The sequence below is a fragment of the Brachybacterium sp. JB7 genome, assembly GCF_003335205.1.
GTDB classification, from domain to species: domain Bacteria; phylum Actinomycetota; class Actinomycetes; order Actinomycetales; family Dermabacteraceae; genus Brachybacterium; species Brachybacterium alimentarium.
In genome coordinates this window covers 47,936-59,764 of record NZ_QPGN01000009.1, presented here as the reverse complement: position 1 = coordinate 59,764, position 11,829 = coordinate 47,936, and the positions used below count along the sequence as shown (strand labels likewise).

Annotated in this window: 10 protein-coding genes; 5 read left to right on the top strand and 5 right to left on the bottom strand. The window is 69.3% G+C overall.

All coding sequences use genetic code 11. The features are described from left to right. The first annotated feature begins 165 nt into the window (after positions 1-165). Both moaA and CIK81_RS11925 read left to right on the top strand, forming a co-directional pair. The gene (gene moaA / locus CIK81_RS11930) at positions 166-1,266 is read left to right on the top strand and encodes a GTP 3',8-cyclase MoaA (RefSeq protein WP_096164227.1); all 1,101 of its coding nucleotides are present in this window, start codon (positions 166-168) and stop codon (positions 1,264-1,266) included. A 61-nt stretch (positions 1,267-1,327) separates the two neighbouring features. Next, positions 1,328-1,603: a MoaD/ThiS family protein gene (locus tag CIK81_RS11925; RefSeq protein WP_114305067.1), complete on the top strand. Its 276-nt coding sequence runs from the start codon at positions 1,328-1,330 to the stop codon at positions 1,601-1,603. Positions 1,604-1,743: 140 nt separating this feature from the next. Here CIK81_RS11925 and CIK81_RS11920 read toward each other — a convergent pair whose 3' ends face one another. From CIK81_RS11920 to CIK81_RS11905, 4 genes are all read right to left on the bottom strand, one after another. Then, positions 1,744-3,465: an ABC transporter family substrate-binding protein gene (locus tag CIK81_RS11920; RefSeq protein ID WP_114305066.1), complete on the bottom strand. Its 1,722-nt coding sequence runs from the start codon at positions 3,463-3,465 to the stop codon at positions 1,744-1,746. A 264-nt stretch (positions 3,466-3,729) separates the two neighbouring features. Further along, positions 3,730-5,499: an ABC transporter ATP-binding protein gene (locus tag CIK81_RS11915; RefSeq protein WP_096163912.1), complete on the bottom strand. Its 1,770-nt coding sequence runs from the start codon at positions 5,497-5,499 to the stop codon at positions 3,730-3,732. A 10-nt stretch (positions 5,500-5,509) separates the two neighbouring features. Continuing rightward, entirely contained in the window at positions 5,510-6,526 is a 1,017-nt protein-coding gene (locus CIK81_RS11910; protein WP_096163911.1) for an ABC transporter permease, read from the bottom strand. 4 nt (positions 6,527-6,530) lie between these two features. Continuing rightward, positions 6,531-7,523, bottom strand: a complete 993-nt coding sequence (locus CIK81_RS11905) for an ABC transporter permease (protein WP_241964140.1) — start codon at positions 7,521-7,523, stop codon at positions 6,531-6,533. A gap of 280 nt (positions 7,524-7,803) precedes the next feature. On the opposite strand from CIK81_RS11905, the gene CIK81_RS11900 reads away from it, so the two are divergent. Continuing rightward, entirely contained in the window at positions 7,804-8,121 is a 318-nt protein-coding gene (locus CIK81_RS11900) for a hypothetical protein (RefSeq protein ID WP_096163910.1), read from the top strand. Between the two features lie 21 nt (positions 8,122-8,142). Here the strand turns inward: CIK81_RS11900 and CIK81_RS11895 are convergent, their stop codons facing one another. Then, complete coding sequence (locus CIK81_RS11895; protein WP_096163909.1) at positions 8,143-9,384, bottom strand: molybdopterin molybdotransferase MoeA; 1,242 nt, start codon at positions 9,382-9,384, stop codon at positions 8,143-8,145. Between the two features lie 95 nt (positions 9,385-9,479). Between CIK81_RS11895 and CIK81_RS11890 the strand changes: the two genes are divergently transcribed. After that, positions 9,480-10,466 carry an NADP-dependent oxidoreductase gene (locus CIK81_RS11890; RefSeq protein WP_096163908.1) on the top strand — a complete coding sequence of 329 codons (987 nt, stop codon included), beginning with the start codon at positions 9,480-9,482 and terminating at the stop codon, positions 10,464-10,466. Between the two features lie 37 nt (positions 10,467-10,503). Next, positions 10,504-11,781, top strand: coding sequence for a class I SAM-dependent methyltransferase (locus CIK81_RS11885; protein WP_096196738.1), 1,278 nt, complete (start codon positions 10,504-10,506; stop codon positions 11,779-11,781). Positions 11,782-11,829: the final 48 nt, after the last annotated feature.

The following is an 11,829-nucleotide window of genomic DNA, read 5'->3' as shown; positions in this document are numbered from 1 at the left end:
TCGGGGTCGGCGGCCCCTCCAGTATCCCGCCTCGCGGCGCGTGTGTGGCCGATGCCTTCCTCCGGGCCCCGCGCCGGATCACGCACGGTGTCACACGGACGCCTATCCTGGAGGGACCGGATCCGCCGGCAGCTCGAACCGATCACCGCCGAGGAGGTGCTGTCGATGGCCGCTCGCCGCATCGGCCTGGGCATGCCCAAGCTGCGCACCACGGACGAGACCGTCTCGACCCTGCCCGACACCTCGGACCGGCCCGCGACGACCGCGCTCGCGGACCGCTTCGGCCGCGCCGCCACCGATCTTCGACTGTCGCTCACGGATTTCTGCAACCTGCGCTGCACCTACTGCATGCCCGCCTCCGGCCTCACGTTCCTGAACAAGGAGCAGATGCTCTCGGTCGACGAGGTGGTGCGGCTGGTGCGGATCGGCGTGGAGCGTCTGGGCATCGAGCAGGTGCGCTTCACCGGCGGTGAGCCGCTGACCCGCCCCGACCTCGAGGAGATCATCGCCGGCGTCGCCTCGCTGCCGCAGCGCCCGGACATCTCGCTGACCACGAATGCGATCGGTCTCGACCATCGCGCGGCACGCCTGCGGGATGCGGGACTGGATCGCATCAACGTCTCCCTGGACTCCGTGGTCTCCGAGACCTTCGAACGGCTCAGCCGCCGGCCGCTGCTGCACCGTGTGCTCGCCGGGATCGACGGGGCGCGCGAAGCGGGGCTGGATCCGATCAAGGTCAACGCCGTCCTGCTGCCTGGCGTCAACGACCACGAGCTGCCCGACCTGCTCGACTGGTGCCTCACCCGGGATCTGCAGCTGCGCGTGATCGAGCAGATGCCGCTGGATGCGGACCATATCTGGGACCGCTCCTCGATGATCTCCGCGGCCGACGTGCACGAGATGCTCGCCCCGCGCTATTCCCTCGCCCCCGTGGCCGAGGCGCGCGACGGCGCCCCCGCCGAGCTGTTCGAGGTCGCCGACCGGGCCACCGGCCACCACCGGGGCCGGGTCGGGATCATCGCCTCGGTGACCCGCCCCTTCTGCGCCGACTGCCGACGCACCCGGCTCACCGCCGAGGGCCGCGTGCGCACGTGCCTGTTCTCCCGTGAGGAGACCGACCTGCGCGGCGCGCTGCGCTCCGGAGCCGACGACGAGGCCATCGCCGAGATCTGGCGGGCCGCCCAGTGGGGCAAGAAGGCCGGCCACGGCATGGATCGCGACGACTTCGTCCAGCCCGAACGCCCCATGAGCGCCATCGGCGGCTGAACGCCATCAGGCACATGGCCCGTGTGCCGCCGAGCCGCTCCACGTCACTGCGAGGAGAGACATGACCCCCACCGAGACCGGCTCTGCCCACGCTCCCGCCATCTCCGTCCAGCTCTTCGCCGGCGCTGCCGCGGAGTACGGCGCCGACACGGCGACCGTGCACGGAGCCACACTGCGCGAGGCGCTCGAGGACCTCTTGCGCACGGCCTCCGCGGACGCGGCCCGCGTGATCGGACGCTCGAGCATCCTCCTGAACGCCGTGGCCTGCACCGACCACGACCGGGCGCTCACGGAGGGCGACACTCTCGATGTGCTTCCGCCCTTCGCCGGCGGCTGAGGAACCCGCCGCGATTTCCCCGCCGGAAGGTACGGTCGACGTCAGAGATGAAGCCGGATACTCGGAGCCGGACGCAGCTCGAAACAGGATGCACGAAGGCCCCGAGCGTGCTCGCTCGGGGCCTTCTGCTCAGCTTCCGGTCAGCCGTCCAGCTTCGCGGAACCCTCGACGTATCCGATCTTCGTCCAGTCGGGGGTCTGGAAGCCCTTGGCCCCGTAGTTCGCCAGGTCCTCGTTCTGCACGAAGAAGTCATAGGACTGCCACAGCGGGAGCGTGCCGGCGAGCTCCCAGAGGTTCGCATCGATCTGGTTGATCAGATCGAGACGCGCGGCCTCATCGGTCTCGACCGCGGCCTGCTCGATGAGCTCGTCCGTCTCGTCATTGCCGACCTTGCCGAAGTTCTGCTCTCCCGTCGACTTCCAAATCGCATCGCCCGACGACAGGTAGGGGGTCCCCAACCAGCCGAAGAGGGTGAGATCGAATTCGCCGGGGATCACGTACTTGGAGAAGAGGTCCGTCGGCGGAACCTTCTGCACCTTCATGGTGATGCCCACCGCCGCGAGCTGCTCCTGGACCACGGGCACGACGGCCTCGTTGGTCTTCGAGCCGTCGTTGTAGACGTAGGTGATCTCGATCGGCTCGCCGTCCTTGGTGGCCAGATCGTCCTCGAAGGTGTAGCCGGCGTCCTCGAGGAGCTTCTTGGCGGCGTCCGGATCGTAGCTGCCGAAGTCACCCGAGTTGTCCTGGTACCCCTCCTGGTTGGTCATCAGGAGGTGGTTGTTCAGCGGCTCGGTGTCGTCCGGGTAGGGCATCGTGGAATTGACCGAGAGGAACACCTCTTCGCGGTCGATCGCGCGGAACACCGCCTGACGCAGGGCGGGATCCGCGAGCGGCCTGCCCTCGGTCCCGTTCAGCGTGATGTGGCTCCAGTTCGGGCCCGCTGCCTCGCGCAGGACCACACCGTCACCGATCATCGGTTCGACCACGGAGTAGGTGGCGGGAACCGTGGTCTCGATGACGTCGAGCTGACCGTTCTGGAAGCTTGTCGCGGTCGCGGAGGGGTCCTCGATCGTCGTGAAGAGCACCTGATCCAACAGGGCCTTGTCGCCCCACCAGTTCTCGTCCGGCTCGAGGAGCACGGTCTTGTTCCCGGCGTCGATCTTGCCGACCTTGTACGGGCCGGCAGTGACCAGTGGCTCCTCCAGCCACCCGGTGTTGAAGGCGTCCGCGGACTCGACGAGCGCGTCGGGCATCACCGAAGCGAGGCCGAGCCAGTCGGCATACTTCTCCTTGAAGGTGATCACAGCAGTAAGGTCGTCGTCACCCTGCTCGATCTTCTCGACCTGGTTGTACCCCTCGGACGAGGCGATCCCGTACTCCTCCTGGGAGCCGTCCATGACCTTGAAGACGTTCTCGATGGACTTGTAGTCGATCGGAGTGCCATCGGACCAGGTCATACCCTCGTTGAGTTCGATCTCCATGACCTGCGGGTCCTCGGAGGTGAGCTCGACACGCTTCGTGTATGACGGGTTCGGCCCGACGACGCCCGCAGCATCGGACAAGGTGAGGACGGGGAAGATCGCCTCGAGCATCTCCGTCGTGTTGCCCTCGTTGCCATCGGTATGGTTCGGGTTCCAGTTCGCCGGGAACGCGTTGTTCGCGAGACGCAGCACGCCGCCCTCGCCGAGCTCGTCACGCTCCTTGGCGTTGATGTCGTTCGCGTCGGAAGCGATCTGCTCGCCGCCACCACCGTCGGAGCCGCCGCTCCCGCCGTTGCCCGGATCCTTGCTGCACGCGGCCAGAGCCGTCATCGAGACGGTCATCGCCGTCGCCCCCAGCATCGAACGCCTCGTCAAACGCATGTGCTTCTCCTTCATTAGCGGACGGCGAGATCTTCGTGCCCGCTCTCGATGGTCCAGACCTTCAGGTGATCCCTGGCCGCGACCTCCGTGGTCGCGCCGTCTCCTGCAGTGCACTCAGTCTAGGCGCGGACGTGTTCTACGACACGGGAGAAGCACTCCCCTGTTACCGGTTCGCAACACAACGTTTCACGCTGACCGGTCCGGGCACGGGGACGACGGACGACGCCAGTCGGCATCGCCCGTCGTGGGACCCGTCATCGCAGGTCAGGCGGTCGGATCCGGGCTCGACGCGGTCTTATCGGCGCCGTCGAAGGCACTGCGGTCGATGGCTTCGCGCCGGCGGGTGCGCGCGACCTCGGGATCAGGGATCGGCACCGCCGAGAGCAGCTCGCGGCTGTAGGGGTGCTGGGGGTCGGTGAAGACGTCCTCGGTCTCCCCGAGCTCGACGATCCTGCCCCGCTGCATCACGGCGATGCGATCGGAGATGTGACGGACCACCGAGAGATCGTGAGAGACGAAGAGGAAGCTCACGCCGAGCCGGGCCCGCAGGTCCGCGAGCATCGCGAGCACCCCGGCCTGGACCGTCACGTCGAGGGCCGAGGTGGGCTCATCGAGGATGATGAGCTTCGGATCGCAGGCGAGGGCGCGTGCCACGCCGACGCGCTGGCGCTGACCGCCGGAGAACTCCGTGGGGAAGCGGGCGGCGTGCTCGGGGAGCAGGCCGACCATGCTCAGCAGCCAGTCCACCCGTTCGTTCATCCGCTCGGCGCTGTATCCCTGGACGCGCATCGGCTCCTTGATGATGTCGGCGATCGGCATGCGGGGATCCAGGGAGGCCATCGGATCCTGGAACACCATGGTGACGTCCGAACGCAGAGCTGCTCGCTCCTTGCGGCTCAAGGAGCCGGTCTCCGTGCCGTCGATGCGGATCACGCCCTGCTGCGGGGTGCGCAGCTGCATGATCTCCATCAGGGTGGTCGTCTTCCCGCAGCCGGACTCCCCCACCAGGGCGAGGCATTCGCCCTGACGGATGTCGAACGAGATCCCATCGACAGCTCGCTGCTCGCCAACCTTGCGACGCACGATCGCGCCCTTGGTGATCGGGTAGACCTTGTGGAGCTCCTCGACCTCGAGGACGATCGGACGCTCCTCACGGGGCGCGATCTCCTGGCCGTCGTCCCCGGGCTCGGCGAGCTTCTGCAGTGCCGCGCCGGCGACGCTGCGGGACCTCCCGGATTCGCCCGCGTCGACCCGTGGGACGGCCGCCAGCAGATTGCGGGTGTAGTCCTCCTGCGGGGTGTAGAAGATGTCATCGACCGCGCCGAGCTCGACCATCCGGGAGTCCTTCATGACCAGGACCCTGTCCGCGAAGCCGGCGACGACGCCCATGTCGTGGGTGATCAGCACCGTCGCGGCGCCGATCATCTCCTGCGCGGACTTCAGCAGGTCCATGACCTGGGCCTGGATGGTCACGTCCAGAGCGGTGGTGGGCTCGTCCGCGATGATCAGCTCGGGCTCGTTGGCGATCGCCATGGCGATCATCGCGCGCTGACGCATGCCGCCGGAGTACTCGTGGGGGTACTGGTTCGCACGACGCATCGGCTCGGGGATGCCGACGGCCTCGAGCAGCTCGACCGCACGCTTCTCGGCCTGTTTGGCCGAGGTCTCCGGGTGGTGGATGCGCACGACCTCGGCGATCTGCTGGCCCACCCGGAACACCGGGGTGAGGGCCGACAGCGGGTCCTGGAAGACCATGGAGATGGTGTTGCCGCGCAGCTTCGAGAGCTGCCGGTCGTCCATCGCGAAGAGATCCTGGCCCATCATCTCGATCCCGCCGGTGATGGTGGCCGTGCGCGGGAGCAGCCCCATCACCGCGAGCGAGCTCACGGACTTGCCGGAGCCGGACTCGCCGACGATCGCGAGCGCCTCTCCCTTGTGGACCTCGTAGCTGAGGTTCTGGACGGCGTGGACGGTTCCGTACTCGGAGGGGAAGGTGACGCTCAGGTCCCTCACGGACAGGATGGGTTCAGACATTCTTTCCCCCTCAGAGCCGGCTGGAGCCGCTGGTCGGATCGAGGGCGTCGCGCAGCGCTTCGCCCATCAGGTTGATGGAGATGACCAGAGCGGCGAGGACCGCGGCCGGCGGGATCCAGGTGTACGGCGCGGAGATGTTGTAGTCCTGCAGCACGGTGCCGAGCGAGACCTGCGGGTACTGGATCCCGAAGCCGATGAAGGACAGCCCGGTCTCGCCGAGGATCGCAGCGCTCACTCCGAGCGTGGTGTCGATGATGATCCAGCTGGCCACGTTCGGGATGATGTGCCGCGTCATCGTGATGATCGGGTGCACACCCATGAACCGGGCCGCCTCGACGTACTCGGTGCGCACCAGCTGCTGGGTCATCGCACGGAGCACACGAGCGGTGAGCATCCAGGCGAACAGCGCCAGCAGAGGGATCATCCACAGCCAGCTGGCGCGCTGCAGCGCCGGGCTGAACAGCATCAGCAGCAGGATCGAGGGGACCACGAGGAACAGGTTGATCAGATTCACGAGGGCGCCGTCGGCGAGGGCACCCCACTTCCCCTTGTGGCTGACGTAGCCGGCCACGATCCCCACCACGAGGGCGAGGAAGGCGGTCAGCAGTGCGGTACCGATGCCGATGACGAGCGAGATGCGCAGGCCCTGCATGGTGCGGGCGAAGATATCCAGGCCGTTCTCGTTCACGCCGAACCAGTGGTAGGCGCTGGGCCCGGTCAGGGCATTGCGCAGATCACGTTCGAACGGCTCGTACTGGTAGACGATCGGGCCCACGATCGCCATCACGATCAGCACGACGAACACGATCATGCCGACCCAGGCATTGCGGTTGCGGAGGAACCGTCGGCGCAGCAGTTCGCCACGGCCGAGCGATTCGATGGCCGGGGCGGCGTCGTCCGGCAGCGCGGTGTCGACGGCGGTCGTGAGATCTGCCGTGCTCCCGATCATCGGGTTCTCTTCGGGGTCCGTGCTCGCTCGCAGCTTGGCGGCGTCGTCGGTCCCGCGGATGTCGTGGGGATTCGTCATCGTCTCACCGGATCCTCGGGTCGAGCGCGCCCTGCAGGATGTCTGCGAAGGTCGCGGAGAGCAGGGTCAGCACAGCGGTGTAGAAGACCACGCCGGCCGTGCCGTTGACGTCGGCCATGCCGATCGCGGAGATCACGAAGCGCCCGATGCCCTGCCAGTTGAACATCAGCTCCACGAACAGGGAGCCGGAGAAGGCGCCGCCGACGGCGAAGGCGAAGTACTGCCCCATCGGGATGAGCGCCATCCGCAGCCCATGACGGTTCATCGCCTTCCCGCGGGTGAGGCCCTTGGCGCGCGCGGTGCGCAGGTAGTCGCTGCCCAGCACGTCCAGCGTGGTCACCTTCATGTACCGCGAGTACGAGGCGGCGGCGGTCACGGCGAGCACGATCGTGGGCATGATCAGCGCCTTGATCTGGTAGCTGATCGAGGCCCACGAGCCCGCTTCCAGGAGTGGATTGATCGGGTTGATGGCCGGCAGGCCCCAGCCCGTCGCATCCATGATCGTCTGGTTCGTCTGCTGCACGATGAGGATGATGACCGGGGTGGGCAGCGACAGGATGAAGAAGGCCAGGAGCGTCGAGAGACGATCCCCGAGGGAGTCGCGGCGCACCGCCGCGATCATGCCGAACAGGATGCCCAGGAAGGTGCCGATCGCGGTGCCGATCACCACGAGGCGGAGGCTGATCGGGATCCGTGTGGCGAGCTCGTCGATCACCGGGACCATCGACTTGTTGGTGCCCGTGGTCACGCCGAAGTCGCCGCGGATCAGACCGCCCAGCCAGTTCGCGTAGCGCTCGAAGATCGGGGTGTCCGGGTTGACGTTGCGCACGTCCAGGTACATCTGGGCGGTGGCGGGAGGGACGGGCTCCGTCGCGATGGGCGGGTAGAGCACTTCCTCCGGATGCATCATCCATGCGGACAGCAGGTACGCGAAGCTCGTGGCGACGAAGGCCAGGATCACGTAGGTGAGCACTCGTAGGGAGACGAACCTAAACACTCTGTCTCCTCAGCATGCGGTCGATCATCCGAGAGCTTTCCTTCCGTACGTCTTCGAGGCGTTCGCACGAGGTGTGCCTCGCCGCCGGACGCGGGCCGAATGGGCTGGGCGGCGTCCGCCATCGGTCACACCCGCGTGATCCGGTGCGTCCCGACGCTCCAGCTCCGGGTGTGCCCCAGGTCTCCCTGGCAGCTTGAGCACACTGTAACGCCCGAGCAGGTGCCACCCTGCCCCAGACTGACCGACTGGTACCTGGCGATCACGGAGTTATGCTCGAATCGTGACCTTCCTGCACCTGCTCGTGCTCGCGCTCGGCCTCCTCGCGGCGATCGCCGGCTCCGATCTGCTGAGCCACCGAGGGGTCGGGCCCTGGCCGATCGGCCTGGTCGCCCTGCTCCTGGTCCCGATCGCAGGATGGTTCTACAGCCCGTGGATCGCGGCCCTCGCGCTCGGTCTCGCCCTTGGCACCGGGATCCTTCTCGTCGCCTCGTGGACGAGGACGTTCATGACCCGTCGCCATGCGCGACGGGAGCAGGCGCGGCGCCTCACGGACGCGAAGGCCCGGCAGCTGGACGGCGAGGTCGAGCACCGGCGCTGAACGCCCTGCGACGCCAGGCCGTCACAGCGGCAGGATCAGCACCGTCTCCTCCGGGACGGTGCCCGCCGCCTCCGGCGATCCCGCCCCGTCGGCCCCTCCCAGCAGCACGATCGCGTCGGCCCGTCCGTACGGCGCGAGCCGCCGACCGGGCAGCAGGTCCACGCACTCCCGACCGTGGGAATCGTGCCGCAGACGACCCGGCAGCGCATGCAGGACGCCGGCCCGGCGCGGCCTGGGCAGCGGGTCCGCCGCGCCGCGGAGCACGCGACGCGGCGCGGCGCGCTCGCCCACCAGCAGGGGACGCACGAACAGGTGGTGCCCGACGAGGGCACCCACCGGGGTGCCCGGAAGATGGATCACCGCGGTGCCGTCCGCGAGGTGCCCGAAGCCCTGAGGCCCACCGGGACGCAGGCGGAGGTGCTCGAAGCGTGAGCCTCCGCTGCCGCGCTCCCCGAGCAGGGTCTTCACGACGTCATAAGCCCCATGACCGATGCCGCCGGTGGTCAGCACGAGATCGCTGTGCGCGGCGGCCTCCTCGAGCGCCGCGGTCAGGTCCGCATGGGTGTCCGTGCTGTGGACTGCGCGGGCCTCGATGCCGTCGGCCCTCAGCGCCGCCCCGAGCATCTCCCCGTTCGATTCCCGCACCGCGCCGACCTCGGCGCGGCCCGCAGTGCCGACGAGCTCGTCCCCCGTGACGACGATCCCCACCGCCAGCGCGCGCTCGACCGGGAGCGTCTCCACTCCGAGCGCACGGAGCAGTCCCACCAGGCCCGCTCCCACCCGATCGCCGGGGCGCGCGAGCACCTCGCCGGAGGAGACCTCCTCCCCCACCCCGCGGATGTGCCGGCGGGCTGCGGGCACCTCCTGGAGGGACAGGGTCACGGTGCGCGGGGAGGGGCCGAAGGGGTCAGCGTCGGTGGCCTCGACCTCGACGACCACGTCCGCCCCGCCGGGGACCGGGGCGCCGGTCATGATGCGCGCCGCGGTGCCGCGGGCCAGCTCTCCGATCGCGCCCGGCCGCGCCGGTATCTCCGAGCTCACCGGCAGGGTGACGGAGCCTGCAGCGAGGTCCGCGCGGCGCACGGCGAAGCCGTCCATCGCGGCGATCGGTGTCGACGGGAGATCTTCCGGGCTCGCGACCTCAGCGCCCACGACTCGGCCGACGGCGTCGTCCACGGGCAGCTCGAGAACTGTTCGGGGCAGGTCGATCTCCCGGCGCACGAGGTCGCGCCACTGCCAGGGATCCCTGGATGCTGCGTTCATGGTGCTCCTGCGTGCGAGAGGGGTCACCACCATGATCGCTCACCGCCGAAGTGCCCGCCTCCCGAAGTGACGGCTCCGGGGTGCATGATGGAGGCATGCGAGAGATCCGATTCGACCGCTTCGGCGGCCCCGAGGTCCTGTCCCTGATCCCCGATGCTCCGATGCCGGAGCCGGGGCCCGACGAGGTGCTCGTGGAAGTGGCCTTCGTGGGGCTGAACCCGCTGGACTACAAGATCCGCGACGGCTCCTCGGGAATGTCCCGCGACCTGCAGCTCCCCGCGGGCACCGGACGCGAGATGGCAGGCACCGTGATCGGCGCCGGCGCGGGCCTGGACGAGGCGGAGCTGGGCTCCCGCGGGCTGAGCGTCGGCACCCGCGTGTTCGGCATGCGGGCCCCGGGCGACCCGCGCGGCGTGGCGGCGGAGGTCATCGCGATCGGCGCGGACGATCTCGCCCCGATCCCCGGTGAGATCTCGGACGAGGACCTCCCCCGCTGGGCGGGCCTGGCGCTCGCCGGCCTCACGGCGATCGCGGTCATCGACGACTCCGCGGCCATCGCCCCTGGCCAGACCGTGCTCGTGCACGGTGGCAGCGGCGGCGTGGGCCAGCTGCTGATCCCCATGGCGATCGAGGCCGGAGCCTCCCAGGTGTGGGCGACCGGCCGCGCGGACAATGCGGAGCGCATCCGCGAGCTGGGCGCCGTGCCGATCCCGTACGACACCGGGAACTGGCAGGAGGAGATCCACCGTCTCACCGACGGTCGCGGGGTCGACGTCGTGCTCGACACCCACTACCACTCGACGTTCGTGCCCAGCCTCGACCACGTCACCGAAGGCGGACTCGTGGTCACCCTGCCCACCCTCGCGGATCTCACCCCGGCCCACGAGCGCGGTGTCGAGGCGACAGTGCCTCGCATCAAGCCCGGTCGCGACCGGCTCGACCGCCTGGTGCAGGGAATCCGTGCCGGCCGCTATCTCCTGGAGGTCTCCCAGGTGCTGCCGCTGGACGAGATCGCCCGAGCACATTCGCTGCTCGAGGACGGACACACCCGCGGCAAGCTGGTGCTCGCCGCACAGTCCTGAGACTCAGGACACATGTCCAACGGGTAGCCTGTCCCGCATGGCTTCCCCCTCCCCCGACGTCTCCGACGCGGCTGTGCGCGAGCTCGAGCCCGTCCTCCAGCCCGCAGGGTGGGCGCTGCTGAACTCGCTCCCGCCCTACCGCGAGCAGGAGGCACTGACCCTCGGGGCCCGGCTGCGCGCGGAGGGCCATCCTCCCGAGACGGTCTCCGCCGTGATGACCCAGGCCCGACTGCGGGCCAGGGCGGCCGACAAGTTCGGGGAGTTCGCCTGCTCGATGCTCTTCACCCCGCACGGCCTCGAGCAGGCCACCCGGCTGCCGATCGCCGCGATGCACGCCGAGCGCTTCCAGCGGGCGGGCGTCGCCTCGGTCGCCGACCTCGGCTGCGGCATCGGCGGGGACGCGATGGCCCTGGCCGGTCTGGGCATGGAGGTCCAAGCCGTGGACCGCGATCCGCTGGCGGTCGCCGTCGCCACCGTGAACCTGCGCCCCTTCCCCAGCACCACGGTGCATCTCGGCCGGGCCGAGGACCACGATCCCGCAGCGGCCGAGGGCATCTGGCTGGACCCGGCGCGCCGCGCCCCCTCCCGCGGCAGGACCCGCCGTCTGCACGACCCCGAGGAGTACGAGCCGCCGCTGTCCGCCGTGCTCGAGCTCTCACGTCGGCTCGGCCAGGACGGCGACCCCGGCCCCCTCGGTGCGAAGCTCGGTCCCGGCATCGACCGTGCCGCGCTCCCGGCAGGCATCGAGACCCAGTGGACGTCCTTCCACGGGCAGGTGCTCGAGGCCACTGCGTGGTTCGGTCCGCTGGCCAGGGAGGGCGTGCACTCCTCGGCAGTGCTCATCGATCGTTCCGGCGCCCACCGTCTGGATCGCGGGTTCGACGCCGTCGCCGATCCGTCGGCCGGCCCCGTCGGCGACCATCTGTACGAGCCCGACGGGGCGATCATCCGCGCAGGTCTGATCGGCCGCCTCGCCGAGGACCTGGAGGCGCACACGCTCGATGAGACCATCGCCTACCTCACCGGCGATCGACGCGTGGACACGCCTTTCGCCCGCGGCTACTCGGTGCGGGACGTGATGCCCTTCGGGCTCAAGCGTCTCTCCTCCTATCTCCGCGAGCACCGCCTCGGCGTGCTCGAGATCAAGAAGCGCGGCACGGCGGTGGAGCCCGAGGAGCTGCGGCGCAAGTTGCGCCCGCGCCGCTTCGGCGACGAGTCCGCCACGCTCGTGCTCACCCGCATCGCCGGCGAGCAGTCGATCATCATCGCCTCGCCCCACGGCGCGCCCGCGCCGTCGACCCGAGGGGGCTCCTGACCATCTCGGAGACCCCCGCGGCGACCTCGGCAGCACCACCCGGCGACG

What these genes read in the sequence shown, in the direction of transcription:
- moaA (WP_096164227.1), top strand. Translation starts at nt 166, where the DNA reads ATGGCCGCTCGCCGCATCGGCCTGGGCATGCCCAAGCTGCGCACCACG.
- CIK81_RS11925 (WP_114305067.1), top strand. Translation starts at nt 1,328, where the DNA reads ATGACCCCCACCGAGACCGGCTCTGCCCACGCTCCCGCCATCTCCGTC.
- CIK81_RS11920 (WP_114305066.1), bottom strand. Translation starts at nt 3,465, where the DNA reads ATGCGTTTGACGAGGCGTTCGATGCTGGGGGCGACGGCGATGACCGTC.
- CIK81_RS11915 (WP_096163912.1), bottom strand. Translation starts at nt 5,499, where the DNA reads ATGTCTGAACCCATCCTGTCCGTGAGGGACCTGAGCGTCACCTTCCCC.
- CIK81_RS11910 (WP_096163911.1), bottom strand. Translation starts at nt 6,526, where the DNA reads ATGACGAATCCCCACGACATCCGCGGGACCGACGACGCCGCCAAGCTG.
- CIK81_RS11895 (WP_096163909.1), bottom strand. Translation starts at nt 9,384, where the DNA reads ATGAACGCAGCATCCAGGGATCCCTGGCAGTGGCGCGACCTCGTGCGC.
- CIK81_RS11890 (WP_096163908.1), top strand. Translation starts at nt 9,480, where the DNA reads ATGCGAGAGATCCGATTCGACCGCTTCGGCGGCCCCGAGGTCCTGTCC.
- CIK81_RS11885 (WP_096196738.1), top strand. Translation starts at nt 10,504, where the DNA reads ATGGCTTCCCCCTCCCCCGACGTCTCCGACGCGGCTGTGCGCGAGCTC.